We start from the raw sequence: 16,307 nt of genomic DNA on the forward strand, positions 1-16,307 counted from the left end.
CGTGACGGCCGTCTCCCCCGGAGTTCCCGGGGTGCCCCCGCGGCCGCTCGCCGAGCGCCGGAGGAGCCGGCAGATCCAGGTCGGGTCGGTGGCGGTGGGCGGGGACGCCCCGGTGTCGGTGCAGTCGATGACGACGACGCGCACGTCCGACATCGGCGCCACGCTGCAGCAGATCGCCGAGCTGACCGCGTCCGGCTGCCAGATCGTGCGGGTGGCCTGCCCCACCCAGGACGACGCCGACGCGCTGGCGACCATCGCCCGCAAGTCGCAGATCCCGGTGATCGCCGACATCCACTTCCAGCCCAAGTACGTCTTCGCCGCGATCGAGGCGGGCTGCGCGGCGGTCCGGGTCAACCCCGGCAACATCAAGAAGTTCGACGACCAGGTCAAGGAGATCGCCAGGGCGGCCAGGGACCACGGCACCCCCATCCGCATCGGGGTGAACGCCGGCTCCCTGGACCGGCGCCTGCTGCAGAAGTACGGCAGGGCCACCCCCGAGGCGCTGGTGGAGTCCGCGCTGTGGGAGGCCTCCCTGTTCGAGGAGCACGACTTCCGGGACATCAAGATCTCCGTCAAGCACAACGACCCGGTCGTCATGATCGAGGCCTACCGCCAGCTCGCCGAGCAGTGCGACTACCCCCTGCACCTCGGCGTCACCGAGGCCGGCCCCGCCTTCCAGGGCACGATCAAGTCGGCCGTCGCCTTCGGCGCGCTGCTCTCCCGGGGCATCGGCGACACCATCCGCGTCTCGCTGTCCGCCCCGCCGGCCGAGGAGGTCAAGGTCGGCATCCAGATCCTGGAGTCGCTCAACCTGCGCCGGCGCGGGCTGGAGATCGTCTCCTGCCCCTCCTGCGGGCGCGCCCAGGTGGACGTGTACAAGCTGGCCGAGGAGGTCACCGCGGGCCTGACCGGCATGGAGGTGCCGCTGCGGGTCGCGGTCATGGGCTGCGTGGTCAACGGCCCGGGCGAGGCCCGCGAGGCGGACCTGGGCGTGGCCTCCGGCAACGGCAAGGGGCAGATCTTCGTCAAGGGCGAGGTGATCAAGACCGTGCCCGAGTCGAAGATCGTCGAGACGCTGATCGAAGAGGCCATGAAGCTGGCCGAGCAGATGGAGAAGGACGGCACAGCGCCGGGGGAGCCGGCCGTCACCGTGACCTGAACAGCACGGAATCCGAAGGGGGCCCGAGCGTGACGATCCTGGAGACCATCCGGCAACCACGTGACCTGAAGGCGCTGTCCGAGGCGGAACTCGGCGAACTGTCCCAAGAGATCAGAGAGTTCCTGGTGCACGCGGTGGCCAGGACCGGTGGTCACCTCGGTCCCAACCTGGGGGTGGTGGAGCTGACCGTCGCCCTGCACCGGGTCTTCGAGTCCCCGGCCGACCGGATCCTGTGGGACACCGGGCACCAGAGCTACGTCCACAAGCTCCTGACCGGCCGTCAGGACTTCTCCAAGCTGCGCGGCAAGGGCGGCCTGTCCGGCTACCCCTCGCGCGAGGAGTCCGAGCACGACGTCATCGAGAACAGCCACGCCTCCACGGCGCTCGGCTGGGCCGACGGGCTCGCCAAGGCCCGCCAGGTGCGGGGGGAGGGGGGCCACGTCGTCGCGGTGATCGGCGACGGCGCGCTGACCGGCGGCATGGCCTGGGAGGCGCTGAACAACATCGCCGCCGCCAAGGACCGCCCGCTGATCATCGTCGTCAACGACAACGAGCGCTCCTACGCCCCGACCATCGGCGGCCTCGCCAACCACCTGGCGGCCCTGCGCACCACCGACGGCTACGAACGCGTGCTGGCCTGGGGCAAGGACGTGCTCCAGCGCACACCCGTGGTCGGCCCCACCGTCTACGAGGCCCTGCACGGCGCGAAGAAGGGCTTCAAGGACGCGTTCGCCCCCCAGGGCCTCTTCGAGGACCTGGGCCTGAAGTACGTGGGGCCGATCGACGGGCACGACGTCAAGGCCGTGGAGTCCGCGCTGCGCCGCGCCAAGCGCTTCCACGGTCCCGTCCTGGTCCACTGCCTCACCGAGAAGGGCCGGGGCTACGAACCCGCCCTCGCCCACGAGGAGGACCACTTCCACACCGTCGGCGTGATGGACCCGCTCACCTGCGCGCCGCTCGCGCCGTCCGGCGGACCGTCCTGGACCTCGGTGTTCGGCGAGGAGATCGTCCGGATCGGGGAGGAACGCGAGGACGTGGTGGCGATCACCGCCGCCATGCTGCATCCGGTGGGCCTCGGTGCCTTCGCCGAGCGGTTCCCCGACCGGGTGTGGGACGTGGGCATCGCCGAGCAGCACGCGGCGGTGTCCGCGGCGGGCCTGGCCACCGGCGGCCTGCACCCGGTCGTCGCCGTCTACGCCACCTTCCTCAACCGCGCCTTCGACCAGCTGCTGATGGACGTGGCACTGCACCGCTGCGGGGTGACCTTCGTGCTGGACCGGGCCGGTGTCACCGGCGTCGACGGGCCCTCGCACAACGGCATGTGGGACCTGTCCGTCCTCCAGGTCGTCCCCGGCCTGCGCATCGCCGCGCCCCGCGACGCCGACCAGCTGCGCGCCCAGCTGCGCGAGGCGGTCGCCGTCGACGACGCGCCGACCCTGCTGCGGTTCCCGAAGGAGTCCGTCGGCCCGGCGATCCCGGCGCTCGACCGGGTCGGCGGCCTGGACGTGCTGCACCGCGCCGACGATCCCCAGGTGCTGCTGGTCGCCGTCGGAGTCATGGCCCCCGTCTGCCTCCAGGCCGCCGAACTGCTCCGGGAACGCGGCATCGGGTGCACCGTGGTCGACCCCCGCTGGGTCAAACCCGTCGACCCGGCCCTGCCCGGACTGGCCGCCCGGCACCGCCTGGTGGCCGTCGTCGAGGACAACAGCCGGGCGGCCGGGGTCGGTTCGGCGGTGGCGCTGGCGCTGGGCGACGCCGAGGTCGACGTGCCCGTGCGGCGGTTCGGCATCCCGGAGCAGTTCCTCGCGCACGCCAAGCGCGGTGAGGTCCTCGCCGACATCGGCCTGACGCCCGTCGAGGTCGCCGGACGGATCAGCGCGAGCCTCGCCGTGGGGGCGGAGCCGTCGAAACAGTCACCTGACCGACAGGAGCACCAGGCATGACCACTGCGGAGTCCGCGTCGGAGTCGTCACGGACGGGGGGTTTCGACCTCGGGGCGCTGCTGGCCGAGCGCGGGGCCGAGCGCTACGAGCTGCACACCCGGTACCTCAACCACCAGCTCCCGCGCATGCTGCACACCATCGGCTTCGACAAGGTCTACGAGCGTGCCGAGGGCGCCTACTTCTGGGACGCGGACGGCGACGACTACCTGGACATGCTCGCCGGGTTCGGGGTGATGGGCCTGGGCCGGCACCACCCCGTGGTCCGCAAGGCGCTGCACGACGTCCTGGACGCCTCCCTCGCCGACCTCACCCGCTTCGACTGCCAGCCGCTGCCCGGGCTGCTGGCCGAGAGGCTGCTCGCGCACAGCCCCCACCTGGACCGGGTCTTCTTCGGCAACAGCGGTACGGAGGCGGTCGAGGGCGCGCTGAAGTTCGCCCGGTACGCGACCGGCAGGCCGCGCGTCCTGTACTGCGCGCACGCCTTCCACGGTCTGACCACCGGTTCCCTGTCCGTCAACGGCGAGTCCGGCTTCCGGGACGGGTTCGCCCCGCTGCTGCCCGACACGGCCGTACCGCTCGGCGATCTCGACGCGCTGGAACGGGAGCTGCGCAAAGGAGACGTCGCCGCACTGATCGTCGAGCCGATCCAGGGCAAGGGCGTGCACGAGGCCCCGCCCGGCTACCTGCGCGCGGCGCAGGAACTGCTGCACCGGCACAAGGCGCTGCTGATCGCCGACGAGGTGCAGACCGGGCTGGGGCGGACCGGCGACTTCTACGCCTACCAGCACGAGGAGGGGGTCGAACCGGACCTGGTGTGCGTGGCCAAGGCGCTCTCCGGCGGATACGTGCCGGTGGGCGCCACGATCGGCAAGGACTGGATCTTCAAGAAGGTCTACTCGTCGATGGACCGGGTGCTGGTCCACTCGGCCAGCTTCGGGGCCAACGCCCAGGCGATGGCGGCCGGCCTCGCGGTGCTGTCGGTCATGGAGGAGGAGCAGATCGTCGCGAACGTCCGGGCCACCGGAGAGCTGCTGCGGACCCGGCTGACCGCGCTGACCGGGAAGTACGAGCTGCTCGCCGACGTCCGGGGCCGGGGCCTGATGATCGGCATCGAGTTCGGCCGGCCCCGGTCGCTGAAGCTGCGCGGCCGCTGGGCCATGCTCCAGGCCGCCCGCAAGGGGCTCTTCGCGCAGATGGTGGTCGTACCGCTGCTGCAACGGCACCGGATCCTCACCCAGGTCTCCGGCGACCACATGGAGGTGATCAAACTGATCCCGCCGCTGATCATCGGCGAGCGGGAGGTGGACCGGTTCGTGGACGCCTTCACCGCGGTGATGGACGACGCGCACGAGGGCGGCCTGGTGTGGGAGTTCGGCAGGACGCTGGTGAGGCAGGCGGTCTCGCACCGCTGATCCCGCCCGGCGGGTTTTGCCTATGAGGCAAGAAAATTGCCCCTGAGGTAAATCTCCGGCTGAATGGAGGCATGAGCTCCTCCGAGACGGAGCCGCCGGCCGAGCCGGCCGGCGCGCTCCCCGTGGTCGCGCCACAGCTGCGCGCCCTGCGGCGGCGGGCCTCCCTGACGCTGGAGGCCGCCGCCCGCGACGCGGGACTGTCGCCCGCCCACCTCTCCCGACTGGAGACGGGGCAGCGCCAGCCCTCGCTCCCGATGCTGCTCTCCCTCGCCCGCACCTACGGTACGACGGTCTCCGAACTGCTCGGTGAGACGGCCGCCGACCGGGACGCCGTGGTGCGCGCCGCCGACATGGAGCCCACGGCCGCGGGCGGCTGGACGTACTGGCCGGCCGGCGCCCCGGGACGCGGCATGCAGGCCCTGCGGGTGCGCGTGCCGCACGGCTCCCAGGGCGACATCGTGCGCGTCCACCCCGGCGAGGAGTGGCTGTACGTCCTCAAGGGGCGGCTGCGGCTGCGCCTCGGCGACACCCTGCACCGGCTCGGCCCGGGCGACAGCGCGCACTTCGACTCGCTGACCCCGCACCGCATCGCCGCCGCCGGCCCCGACGGGGTCGAGCTGCTGTTCGTCCACACCCTGCTGCAGAGTCCCACGGCCGCGCTGTGCCTGGGCCCGACCCACGGAGAGGCGCCATGACCGGCAAGGACATGGAGGAGAAGTTCCCGCGCGCCCTGTGGGTGAGGCTGATCGTCTACGTCGTCGTGGGGCACCTCTTCGCGGCCTTCGTCTACTTCCTGTTCGAGGTGGCCCCGAAGAAGTAGGCCCCGGCCTCAGTCGAGGAGGCGCTCGCGCAGCCGCTCCCGGATCCCGGGGGTGAGCCCGAGCGCCTTCTCCAGGTAGGGGTCCACACCGCCCCAGGTCTCCTCGACGGTCTCCAGCGCCGCCGACAGGTACTCCGCGCGCGCGTCGAACAGCGGGCTGAGCAGCTCCATGACCTCGGGGGAGTAGGCCGAGGCGGAGCTGCCGCTGCGCTGCACCTTGTAGCGGCGGTGCCCGGCGTTGGACTTCAGGTAGTCGTCGAAGATCGCGTCCCGCTCGACGCCCAGGGCGAGCAGCGTCACCGCCACCGACAGGCCCGCGCGGTCCTTGCCCGCCGCGCAGTGCATCAGGGCGGGGACGCTGTCCTCGGCGAGCGAGAGCAGCACCCGGGAGTGCTCGGCGGTGCGCTGCCTGATGATCGTGCGGTACGAGGCGATCATCCGGTCCGCGCCCTTGCCGTCCGCGAGGATCGAGCGCAGCTGGTCCAGATCGCCGTCGCGCACCATCTTCCAGAACTCCGCGCCGTCGGCCGGGTCGCTCAGCGGCAGGTTCACGTTGCGCACGCCCGGCAGCTCGACGTCCGGCCCCTCGAGCTTCTGGTCGGCCGCGTTGCGGAAGTCGAAGATCGTGTGCAGCCCCAGGGAGGACAGGAAGGCGGCGTCCTCCGCGGTCGCGTGGGCGAGGTGACCGCTGCGGAACAGGACCCCGTGCCGCACCCGCCGACCGTCCGTGGTCGGCAGTCCGCCGACGTCGCGGAAGTTGCGCACACCGGCCAGCTCGGGTTCGGTCGACGGGATCTGCTGCGTCACGTAGGGCTCCTCCCACTCGGTGCCGCCGCGCGGCTCGTCGACGGGCATCACCTGACGATACGACACGGCTGCCCGGGGCAATGAGTTGTCCACAGGCATTGCCGGTGCCCCCGGCGACCTCGATGATGTTGATGTCTGGTCGTGTCTGTTCGCCTCTGTGGGGGATCGATGCCGAAGGTGTCGCAGGACGGTCGTACGTGGCTCCTGTCGGGGCCGACGAGCAGCTACGCGGTCCACCTCACGGACCGCGACGAGCTGGTGCACCTGCACTGGGGCCCGAGGATCGGGCTCGCCGACGCCCGGGCGCTCGCCCGGCGTCCGCTGCCGGACTACTGGCCCTTCGAGTCCCCGCTGGACGGGCGCGAGGAGTACCCCGTCGAGGGCGGCCCCCGTTTCGTCCGCCCCGCCCTGTCCGTGCGCACGCGCGAGGGGCGCGGCACCGAGTGGGCCTTCGAGGGCGACGAGAGCGACGACGGCGAGCTCCGGCTCCGCTTCCGCGACGGCGGGCTGACCGTGACCCTGCACTACCGGATGCGCGACGACGTGGTCGAGCGCTGGGTGACCCTCGACAACCGGGGACCGGCCGTCGAGGTGCTGCGCGCCGACTCCGCCACCTGGACCCTCCCCGACCGCGAGTCCTGGCGGCTGTCCCGGCTGCACGGCCGCTGGGCCGCGGAGTCCCGGCTGGCCCGCTCCCCGCTCGACCACGGCGAGGTGGTCGTCGGCAGCCGCCGCGGCCACACCGGACACCAGCACCTGCCGTGGGTCGCGCTCGACACCGACGCCACCGAGGAGCGCGGCGAGGTCTACGGCTGCGCCCTCGGCTGGTCGGGCTCCTGGCGGATCGCGGTCGCCCGGCTTCCCGACGCGCGCGTGCAGATCACCGGCGGCGCGGGGCACGACGACTCGGGCCTGCTGATGCTGGGCACGGGGGAGACCCACGTCACTCCGGTCTTCGCCGGCCTGTGGAGCGACGGCGGCTTCGGCGGCGCCAGCCGCGCGTGGCACGCCTACCAGCGCAGGCACGTCGTCCCGGACGCGGACCGGGACCGGCCCGTGCTGTTCAACTCCTGGGAGGCCACCGGGTTCGACATCCGCGAGGAGCAGCAGCGGGCGCTCGCGGAGAGGGCCGCCGCGATGGGCGTGGAGCTGTTCGTGGTCGACGACGGCTGGTTCGGGGCCCGCACGAGCGACCGGGCCGGACTCGGGGACTGGACGCCCGACCCCGGCCGCTTCCCCGGCGGCCTGAGGCCGCTCGCCGACCACGTGCACGGGCTGGGCATGCGGTTCGGCATCTGGGTCGAGCCGGAGATGGTCAACCCGGACAGCGACCTGTACCGCGCCCACCCGGACTGGGTGCAGTTCCGGCCCGGGCGCAGACGTACGGAGTTCCGCAACCAGCTCGTCCTCAACCTCGCCCGCACCGACGTCCGGGAGCACCTCTGGGAACAGCTCGACGCGCTGCTCACCGACGCCCCGATCGACTACGTGAAGTGGGACTTCAACCGCTGCTTCACCGACGCGGGCTGGCCCGGCGACCCGTACCCGCAGCGGCTGTGGACCGACCACGTGCACGCCCTGTACGCCCTGCTGGACCGGCTGCGCGCGGCCCACCCGGGCGTGGCCTTCGAGTCCTGCTCGGGCGGCGGCGGGCGGATCGACCTCGGCATCCTCGGCCGCACCGACCAGGTGTGGACCTCGGACAACACCGACCCGCTCGACCGGCTCGCCATCCAGCACGGCTTCAGCCAGATCCACCCGGCGCGGGTCATGGCCGCCTGGGTCACCGACAGCCCGAACGCCATGCTGAACGGACGGGTCAGCTCCCTGCGCTTCCGGTTCGTCAGCGCCATGGCCGGGGTGCTCGGGGTCGGCGGCGACCTCACGCGGTGGACCGAGGAGGAGCTGGCCGAGGCGCGCGAGTGGGTCGCGCTCTACAAGGAGATCAGGCCCGTCGTCCAGCGCGGTGATCTGTACCGCCTGCGCGCCCCGGAGGGCGGGTTGAGCGCGGTGCAGTACGTCCTCGGTGACGAGAGCGTCGTCCTGGCCTGCCTCCAGGCGCAGCACTACGGGGAGCCCGTCCCCGCACTCCGGCTGCGGGGCCTCGACGCGGCGTCCGCGTACGAATGCCGTGCCTGGGGTCCCCCCTGCCCGAGCGGAGCCGAGAGCTCGGGGGAGGGCGGCGTGCACCGGGGTGCCGTGCTGCTGCACCACGGGCTGCGCACGGGGCTGCGCGGCGACCTGGACGCCGCGGTGTTCCGGTTGCGACGCCTGTGATCTGGCGATTGGGGCGTTCTGTCCGATTAAGGCGGTTCGCCATAACGTGCCCCGATAGAAAGGGAGATGGGGTCGGGGTGCGTGAGCATCGTCATATCCGTGACGCGGCGTTATCGCCATGTCCACGTAATTCGGTTGTGCGGCAAGGGGATTCGGGGGGAAACGGGAATCCCGGTTGACGCTCGGTGACGTCTTTCGTGTCTGTGGATCACGGAAAAAGAGGTTCGCGGAGAATCCCGCGCTTGTCCCTTTGCGTCGCGGTCGCTTACGTTCACCACCGATCCGGACGGACGCCTAATCCTGCCGCCGCCCGGAGCCCGCACACACACACTGACCCGTGTACGGCAGGAGCGGGGGACCCACAGGTACGACTGCCTGTTCCGGTCTCCGGAACGGCTTGGGGTTAAGTCGCGTCGCAGCGCGGCCGGGCACCTCCAGCCCGAACCCGACAGCTCACCTCGCAGGCGCCGGAGAGGAATTCACCATGCCCGCGAAGGGTAAGCACCGCCGTCCCAAGACCCAGCGTTTCACCCGCTCCATCGCCGTCGCCGGAACCGGTGGCGCCGCGCTCGCCCTGCCGCTCCTCGGTGCCACCGGCGCGCACGCCGCCACGCCGGAGACGACTCCCGAGAAGGCCGTCCAGTCCCTTTCCGCCACCGGCCACAAGGCCGCCGCGGACAAGGGCGGCGACGCCCGCACGTACACCGTGAAGGCCGGCGACTACCTCGCGAAGATCGCCGAGGACGAGGACGTCGACGGCGGCTGGAAGAAGCTCTACACGGACAACCGCGAGGCCATCGGTGAGAACCCCTCGCTCATCCACCCCGGCCTGAAGCTCTCGGTCGACGGCAAGGCCGCCGCCGGCGCGACGGAGGAGTCCTCCGCGCCGAAGGCGTCCGGGTCCGCCCCCTCCGGCGCGTCGAAGGCCTCGTCGCCCGAGGAGCCCTCCGCCCCGTCGTCGCAGCCCGCCGAGGCGGAGCAGCCCGCGCAGTCCGCCCCCTCGGACGCCGGGTCCGCCGACCGGGCCGCGAACGCCTCCGGTTACAGCTCCCCGGTGCCCGGCGGCGGCGTCGGCACCGGCTACAAGGTGGCCGGCAGCATGTGGTCCAGCGGCTACCACACCGGTGTCGACTTCAGCGTCCCGACCGGCACCTCCCTGAAGGCCGTCGGCGCCGGCACGGTCGTCTCCGCCGGCTGGGCCGGCGCGTACGGCAACCAGGTCGTCATCAAGCTCGACGACGGCTACTACGCCCAGTACGCCCACCTGTCCTCGCTGTCCGTCTCGGCCGGCCAGACCGTGAGCGCCGGTCAGCAGGTCGGCCTCTCCGGCTCGACCGGCAACTCGACCGGTCCGCACCTGCACTTCGAGATCCGCACCTCGCCGAACTACGGCTCGGACGTGGACCCGGTCTCCTACCTCCGCTCGAAGGGCGTCTCCCTCTGACCCCCGCGAGACGACCTGCCTGACACGCCGCCGAAGGCCGGATCCCGATTCCCGGGTCCGGCCTTCGGCGTATTCCGGAACGGGCGGTTTTTTGAGAGTGGCTTATCTCACCGCACGTCAACTCTTTCCTACGGTCGCGTAGGTCACATTCGAGGGTGAATCATGTGCTGCTGTGGCAGACGATTCGAAGAGTGACAGCAGAACAGTGATCGGGTCGTACGTGGCGGTGGGGGACAGCTTCACCGAGGGCGTCGGTGATCCCGGCCCCGACGGGGCGTTCGTCGGCTGGGCCGACCGGTTCGCCGTGCTGCTCGCCGACCGCCGGCCCGAAGGCGACTTCCGGTACACGAATCTCGCGGTGCGCGGAAAGCTGCTCGACCAGATCATGGCGGACCAGGTCCCGAGGGCCGTCGAACTCGCCCCCGATCTCGTCTCCTTCTGCGCGGGCGGCAACGACATCATCCGCCCGGGCACCGACCCGGACGAGGTGGCCGAGCGCTTCGAACGGGCGATCGCCGCGCTCACGGCCGTGTCCGGCACGGTCATGGTGACGACCGGGTTCGACACCCGTGGCGTGCCCGTGCTCAAGCACCTGCGCGGCAAGATCGCCACGTACAACGGGCACGTGCGGGCCATCGCCGACCGGTACGGCTGTCCCGTGCTCGACCTGTGGTCCCTCAGGAGCGTGCAGGACCGCAGGGCCTGGGACGCCGACCGGCTGCACCTGTCGCCCGAGGGGCACACCCGTGTGGCACTCCGCGCCGGGCAGGTCCTCGGCCTGGAGGTCCCGGCCGACCCGGAGCAGCCCTGGCCGCCCCTGCCGCCCCGCGGCACCTTCGAGGTCCGGCGGGACGACGTCCAGTGGGCCCGCGAGTACCTGGTGCCGTGGATCGGGCGCCGGCTGCGCGGGGAGTCGTCGGGCGACCACGTGACGGCCAAGGGGACCCTGTCGCCGGACGACATCAAGGTGCGGATCGCGGCGGTGGCGTGAGCCGCGGTGCGGTGAACACGGTGCGGTGGGCCGCGTCACCCGACGACGGGACGCGGCCCACCGGCGCATCCCCGGGGCTCCGCCGGAAACGCGGCGTGCCGCGGAAGCCGGCCGGCCGTGCGCGGGACACCGGGCACCGGCCCCGCCCCCGGTCACGCCGTTCACCCCGGCCCGCGGCCCCGTACGCCGCCCAACGCCCTCGCTCCTCGAGGGGGTTCACATGAGGGACCGTCCTCGCGGGCCGTGATCACGGGTCGTCCCGCGGACCCCGTACCACCCGGTCCGGCATCCCGGTGCCGAACCGTCCGCCCATAATGGAATGTCTGACCGACTCCACCTGGAGGCACCGTGGCCGGTTTCCGTTCTCAGAGTCCCGGGCTCCGCGCGCTGCGGCCCGCGGCCTTCGGCGCGGACCCCAGGGGTGAGCGCATGGCGCGCATCCGCAGATCCCCGCACTTCAAGGACGGGGTGTTCCAGAACCCCGGGGGCACCGCCCGGACCCGCCCGTCGGGCTCGACGCGGGACCTGGCGAAGGTCTTCCTCGACAAGGACTCCCGCTCGCGGCGCACACCCAAGGGCACGGTGCCGGTGCACGCCACCACCCTCGCCGACCTCTCCCGGCCCCCCGCCACCGGGCTGCGCCTGACCTGGATGGGCCACTCCAGCGTGCTCGCGGAGATCGACGGGCACCGGGTCCTGTTCGACCCGGTGTGGGGCGAGCGCTGCTCCCCGTTCCCCTTCGCCGGGCCCAAGCGGCTGCACCCCGTGCCGCTGCCGCTGGCCGCGCTCGGTCCGGTCGACGCCGTCGTCATCTCGCACGACCACTACGACCACCTGGACCTGCCCAGCATCAAGGCGCTGGCCGGCACGGACACCCTGTTCGCCGTGCCGCTGGGCGTCGGTGCGCACCTGGAGCGCTGGGGCGTGTCCGCCGGCCGGCTGCGCGAGCTGGACTGGCACGAGGCGACGAGGATCGGCGGACTCACCCTGACCGCCACCCCGGCCCGCCACTTCTGCGGCCGGGGGCTGCGCAACACCCAGCACACCCTGTGGGCCTCCTGGGTGGTCGCGGGCGAGGAGCACCGGATCTACCACAGCGGTGACACCGGCTACTTCGAGGGCTTCAAGGACATCGGCGCCGGGCACGGCCCGTTCGACGCCACGATGATCCAGGTCGGCGCGTACTCGGAGTTCTGGCCCGACATCCACATGACGCCCGAGGAGGGCGTCCGGTCGCATCTCGACCTGCAGGGCGGCGATCCGGCCGGCGTGCTGCTGCCGATCCACTGGGGGACGTTCAACCTGGCACCGCACGCGTGGGCGGAGCCGGGGGAGTGGATGAAGGACGTCGCGGAGGAGGCCGGTCAGGCGGCGGTGTTCCCGCGGCCGGGTGAGCCGTTCGAGCCGGCGGGCGAGCTGCCGGTGGAGGCGTGGTGGCGGGCGGTGTCCGGTCCGATCGCGCAGCCGTGGCGGCGTCCGCGGGGTGCGGGGGCCGCGGCGGAGATGAGCAGCGGTGATCTCGACCTCGCCGGTGAACGGTGACGTCGGTCGGGGACGGGCGCGGGGCGGTTTCGGATGCGGGAGCGTCTCCCGGCTGAGGGGAGCGGCGGTGTGGTCCGGGCCTTGGACGGGGGCCCCGGGTGGAGCGTGACGCCGCTGCTCGGCGATTCAGGGACCGCCGCACCCGTACCGCCGCCCACGTCCGGATGACCGTGCCGGAGCCCAGGACGGCCGCCGGGGCGGCAGACGCCGCCTGCGCGGCGACGTCTGCCCGCCCGCCCCTCGCGGCCGCACGGTCGGGACCTGTACCAGGGGGTTTCGGCCCAGACCGAAAGGCAGCGCGGTTTTCCCCGCGGATCGGCAAGCTGCGGTACAGGGCCGAACCGGAGCGAAGGACGTGTCCGACATGAACAGGGGCTGCCGAAAAGACACCCGCCGCCGCGGTGACGCCGGGGACCGCGGCACCGGCGGACGCCGCGGTACACCGGTGCCGGACGTCCGGCGGCGACCGGATGAACCGCACCACGGTCACCGGCAGCGCTCCGGGCTCCTGGCTGCAAGTACCCAGTGGATCCGCGTCTGCTTCAGCAACACCGGTTGCAGTCCTCACCTCTGCCGCAACGACGCGGAGACGGCCCGACCCGTCGGCGTGGACGGCCCGGCCCCGACAGTGGGACGCGGCAACGTGGCCGCCGGTGAGCCCCACCAGTGGAGTTTGACGGTCCACACCCCCGACACCCGCTCCTGCGGTACCGGCAGCGCAGACACCGGCGCCACCCATGCCCGTCCCCACGGCGAGACCGGGCGCCAGATCTGCGGCTGACCTGCTGCTCGACCCCTTCGCCCGCCGCCGGGACCGGCCACGGCCAGGAGCCGGGACCGGCCGCTGTCCGTACAACGTCAGGGGCCCTCCGCACTTGACGCACACGCACGCCTGACAGGGAAAGGAACGCTCACATGAGATTTCGACGGTTGACGGTCACCGTCGCCGGCCTCGCAGCGGTGTTCGGCACAACGGTTGCGGCACCCGCCGCGTCCGCCGCGTCCGCCGCCGGCGACTGCTGGCCGGACGGCGACGGCATCAGGCACTGGTGCGAGAACGTCTCCGGTGCCCCGGTCTACGGGTCGATAGGAAACAGCCGCCTGTATCCCAATCCCGACGAGACAGTCGGAATCATGTATTCCAATCCCAGTTGGTTCTACTGCAAGGTCGACGGACAAGCTTACGTGGGCGGGCCTCACCCCACGCGCTGGCTCATGACCGTCGCCGACAACGGTCGGCTGGGCTGGATGAAGGACACCGCCATTTACAGCGAGACGAATCCGGTGCGCAACTGCTACCCCATGTGAGGCCAGGCGCCGCGGCGCCGACCGGCTGGAGGTGCGTCGACCTGCCGGTCGCCCGGGCGAGGACCGAGGCTCGCCCGGGCCGGCTCCGGGCAGTGGTCAGCGAGTCCGCCCGGTGCAGAACGCGCCGTCGACCCTGCTTGCGGCCCCGGACAGGTACAGCCGGGCACCACCCACCACTCCTGCTCCGGGCCCCGCACCCCCACCTCGACGACGTGGAAGTCGGCGCCGGACAGGGGCTGCAGAAGACGTCGGACCTGTCGCGTGGAACCCGCAGGGGCCCGGTGGGCGCGGCGGAAACGCCGTGCGACCAGGAGGCCGGCCAAAGTGCCGCCGGAGTACCAGCGAGCCGGAGCACCCTCAGGCGTTGATCACGGGACAGGCTGCAAGGTTCCGAGTGTTCCCCAACGGAGCCGGAAACCCGCGCGCGGCGGGCTTCCCCGTCATGTGATGATCCTTCCGGTGTGCCGGATCTCCCGGCGCACCGGTCGCCTTACCGCACCCTTGGGGGCAGCAATGAGCCTGTTATCCGTTGGACGCCCGGTACGTCTCAGATCCGGTGCCGCCGTGGCGGTGGCAGCCGGTCTGCTGACGGTCGGCCTCGCCGCACCCGCGTCCGCCGCCGACGAGCCGCCGCAGACCGACCAGTTGTGGATCAACACGCCGTACGAGCAGACGCTGCCGATCGGTACCGACGGCGGTCAGCCGCAGTCCCGCACCCTCGGCGTCGGCATCTACCACGACAACGACAACTTCACGGTGACCGACGGCAGGCTCACCATCGACGTCTCCGGCCTCGCCGGGGTCGCCGAGGTGACCTGGTCCGACAACTGCACGCCGAGCGGCGCCGGCGCGGTGTGCGACATCCCCGTGGTGCCCGCGATCGGGGGTGACTACGAGGACCAGGTGTTCCTGACGGTGCGCGCGGCCGACGGCGCCGAAGTCGGCGCGCAGGGCAGGATCACTTACGAGGCGACGGCCACCGGCGGCCCCGAAGGGACGCTCACCGCGCCGCACGAGAGCTTCGACACCACGCTCACCGTCGGCTCCGGACCCGACCTGGCCGTCGACCCCGTCGCCGGCGTCGAGGAGGGTCTGCCCGGCGACGAGCGGACGATCCCGTTCAAGGTCACCAACAACGGCAACGAGCGCGCGAACGGATTCACCGTCAAGCTGTACGCCTCGTACGGCCTGACGGATCTGACCCGCTACGACGCCTGCACCTACACCACGACGGACGGCAACGACTACGCACCGTCGAACAAGGCGCTCTGCACGTTCGACCAGGTGCTGGCGCCGGGCGACTCCTTCGAGCTGCCCGAGCCGCTGACGGTGCGACTCGCCCCGCACGCACTGAACGAGCGGCTCGACATCGGCGTGGAGCCGGGCGACGGCGCCCAGGACATCGACTCCCGGAACGACTACGCGGTCCTCCAGATCGGCGCGGAAAACACCGCGGACTTCTCCGTGACCGGTGACGCCGTCTCCGCAGCGGCGGGCGAGACGGCCACGGCCGAGCTCACGTTCAAGAACCACGGACCGGCCTGGCTCGGCAACCTCGGCTCCGGAGACCCTGTCGCCGAGGTCCGGCTGGTCGTGCCCGAGGGCACCGAGGTCACCGGCGTGCCGTCCGGCTGCCACCCGCGCACCCTCGACGGCGGCTCCTACCCGAAACAGACGGGCGCCCCGCGCTACGACTGCAACCTGCGGTACTGGGTGCTGGAGGACACCCAGCGCACGTTCGCGTTCTCCGTGCGCGTCGACACCGTGGTACCCGGTGCGACCGGTGCCGTGAGCATCCACCCTCCGTACGGCGAGCACCCCTTCGGCTTCGACCCGGATCCCACGAACAACACGGCGGTCCTGACCGTCAACTGACCGGCCCGCGGGTTCGGAGCGGCCCCCGAGCGGCTGCTCCGAACCCGCGCCTCACCGGGCGGTGGGTGCCGCTCGGCGCGCGGCCGGACACCGGCCCGCCGGTGTACGAGTCGTGGCGTGATGAGGAACGCCGCCTGCCCGCGGAGGAGGCAGAGGGCGGGGGGTGACCGTACGGGACGGCTTCGTCGCGTCATTGGCTTCGGCCGTCGGCGACGATTCGCGCGGCACCGAGGTGACCGGGCCTGCCCGAGCCGCCGATTTCTCACAACTCCGGAGACCCCGGCACGGAGGTCACGCGTACCCCGAAGCCGGACCGGGCCGGCCGTCCGCACCGGTGGATCCACGCGCCCCGCACCGAGCGTCGGCGACTACTCGGAGTCATGCTCTGGCCGATGGGAGGGGCGGTCCCGCGCTCCCCCAAAGGGCCCGGAGGGTCGGCCGTGAGGGGGCGGGGCAGGGGTGACGGCGACCGAGGGCTCAGGGCCCCCCGGTCGCCGCGGTCTCTTTGTGACCGCTTTTGACCAGCGAGGATCGCCCTCTTTCCGTTCATGGGCTCCGTGCTCAAAAGGGTTATCGGTCTGTCGTACGAAACCTCATACCAGAGCGGGATGCTGTCCGCACGAGTTTGTCAACTGCCCACCGCACATGATGCGGTGGTGACTACGGTGAGTGTCGGTCGGGCGGCGCACGGCCGACTCCTTCGGCCTGCCCGGGCTCTCCCGGCCGGTA

At 72.0% G+C, this 16,307-nt stretch carries 12 protein-coding genes and 1 riboswitch; of the genes, 11 read left to right on the forward strand and 1 reads right to left on the reverse strand.

Annotated elements, in window-relative coordinates:
• The first annotated feature begins 1 nt into the window (after position 1).
• The 5 genes from ispG to GL259_RS32955 all read left to right on the forward strand — a co-directional run bounded on the left by ispG (position 2) and on the right by GL259_RS32955 (position 5,334).
• On the forward strand, positions 2 to 1,159 hold the full coding sequence (gene ispG / locus GL259_RS32935; protein WP_159536916.1) for a flavodoxin-dependent (E)-4-hydroxy-3-methylbut-2-enyl-diphosphate synthase: 1,158 nt from the start codon (positions 2 to 4) through the stop codon (positions 1,157 to 1,159).
• A gap of 29 nt (positions 1,160 to 1,188) precedes the next feature.
• Positions 1,189 to 3,102 (forward strand): 1-deoxy-D-xylulose-5-phosphate synthase, encoded by a 1,914-nt coding sequence (gene dxs / locus GL259_RS32940; RefSeq protein WP_159536917.1) that lies wholly within the window; start codon positions 1,189 to 1,191, stop codon positions 3,100 to 3,102.
• On the forward strand, positions 3,099 to 4,514 hold the full coding sequence (locus GL259_RS32945) for an aspartate aminotransferase family protein (protein ID WP_159536918.1): 1,416 nt from the start codon (positions 3,099 to 3,101) through the stop codon (positions 4,512 to 4,514). Before dxs ends, GL259_RS32945 begins: the two co-directional genes overlap by 4 nt.
• Before the next feature lie 71 nt (positions 4,515 to 4,585).
• Complete coding sequence (locus GL259_RS32950) at positions 4,586 to 5,209, forward strand: XRE family transcriptional regulator (protein WP_159536919.1); 624 nt, start codon at positions 4,586 to 4,588, stop codon at positions 5,207 to 5,209.
• Complete coding sequence (locus tag GL259_RS32955) at positions 5,206 to 5,334, forward strand: DUF6126 family protein (protein WP_159536920.1); 129 nt, start codon at positions 5,206 to 5,208, stop codon at positions 5,332 to 5,334. Before GL259_RS32950 ends, GL259_RS32955 begins: the two co-directional genes overlap by 4 nt.
• 9 nt (positions 5,335 to 5,343) lie before the next feature.
• On the opposite strand, the gene GL259_RS32960 is transcribed toward GL259_RS32955, so the two are convergent.
• Positions 5,344 to 6,141 carry a tyrosine-protein phosphatase gene (locus tag GL259_RS32960; protein WP_159539175.1) on the reverse strand — a complete coding sequence of 266 codons (798 nt, stop codon included), beginning with the start codon at positions 6,139 to 6,141 and terminating at the stop codon, positions 5,344 to 5,346.
• A 168-nt stretch (positions 6,142 to 6,309) separates the two neighbouring features.
• Here GL259_RS32960 and GL259_RS32965 point away from each other — a divergent pair, with 168 nt between their 5' ends.
• The 6 genes from GL259_RS32965 to GL259_RS32990 all read left to right on the forward strand — a co-directional run bounded on the left by GL259_RS32965 (position 6,310) and on the right by GL259_RS32990 (position 15,578).
• Positions 6,310 to 8,418 (forward strand): alpha-galactosidase, encoded by a 2,109-nt coding sequence (locus GL259_RS32965; RefSeq protein ID WP_159536921.1) that lies wholly within the window; start codon positions 6,310 to 6,312, stop codon positions 8,416 to 8,418.
• Positions 8,419 to 8,736: 318 nt separating this feature from the next.
• Positions 8,737 to 8,898, forward strand: a riboswitch (cyclic di-AMP (ydaO/yuaA leader).
• Positions 8,899 to 8,902: 4 nt separating this feature from the next.
• Positions 8,903 to 9,862: a M23 family metallopeptidase gene (locus GL259_RS32970; protein WP_159536922.1), complete on the forward strand. Its 960-nt coding sequence runs from the start codon at positions 8,903 to 8,905 to the stop codon at positions 9,860 to 9,862.
• Positions 9,863 to 10,067: 205 nt separating this feature from the next.
• Positions 10,068 to 10,853 (forward strand): SGNH/GDSL hydrolase family protein, encoded by a 786-nt coding sequence (locus GL259_RS32975; RefSeq protein ID WP_159539176.1) that lies wholly within the window; start codon positions 10,068 to 10,070, stop codon positions 10,851 to 10,853.
• A gap of 348 nt (positions 10,854 to 11,201) precedes the next feature.
• The gene (locus GL259_RS32980; protein ID WP_159536923.1) at positions 11,202 to 12,395 is read left to right on the forward strand and encodes an MBL fold metallo-hydrolase; all 1,194 of its coding nucleotides are present in this window, start codon (positions 11,202 to 11,204) and stop codon (positions 12,393 to 12,395) included.
• A gap of 930 nt (positions 12,396 to 13,325) precedes the next feature.
• Positions 13,326 to 13,703 carry a hypothetical protein gene (locus tag GL259_RS32985; RefSeq protein ID WP_243762455.1) on the forward strand — a complete coding sequence of 126 codons (378 nt, stop codon included), beginning with the start codon at positions 13,326 to 13,328 and terminating at the stop codon, positions 13,701 to 13,703.
• A gap of 564 nt (positions 13,704 to 14,267) precedes the next feature.
• On the forward strand, positions 14,268 to 15,578 hold the full coding sequence (locus tag GL259_RS32990) for a CARDB domain-containing protein (protein WP_347814634.1): 1,311 nt from the start codon (positions 14,268 to 14,270) through the stop codon (positions 15,576 to 15,578).
• Positions 15,579 to 16,307 lie beyond the last annotated feature (729 nt).

Source organism: Streptomyces sp. Tu 3180, from assembly GCF_009852415.1.
GTDB lineage: Bacteria > Actinomycetota > Actinomycetes > Streptomycetales > Streptomycetaceae > Streptomyces.

Excerpts from the sequence above, each read along its gene's own strand:
- GL259_RS32950 (WP_159536919.1), top strand. The coding sequence starts at position 4,586 with ATGAGCTCCTCCGAGACGGAGCCGCCGGCCGAGCCGGCCGGCGCGCTC.
- GL259_RS32970 (WP_159536922.1), top strand. The coding sequence starts at position 8,903 with ATGCCCGCGAAGGGTAAGCACCGCCGTCCCAAGACCCAGCGTTTCACC.
- GL259_RS32965 (WP_159536921.1), top strand. The coding sequence starts at position 6,310 with ATGCCGAAGGTGTCGCAGGACGGTCGTACGTGGCTCCTGTCGGGGCCG.
- GL259_RS32955 (WP_159536920.1), top strand. The coding sequence starts at position 5,206 with ATGACCGGCAAGGACATGGAGGAGAAGTTCCCGCGCGCCCTGTGGGTG.
- GL259_RS32945 (WP_159536918.1), top strand. The coding sequence starts at position 3,099 with ATGACCACTGCGGAGTCCGCGTCGGAGTCGTCACGGACGGGGGGTTTC.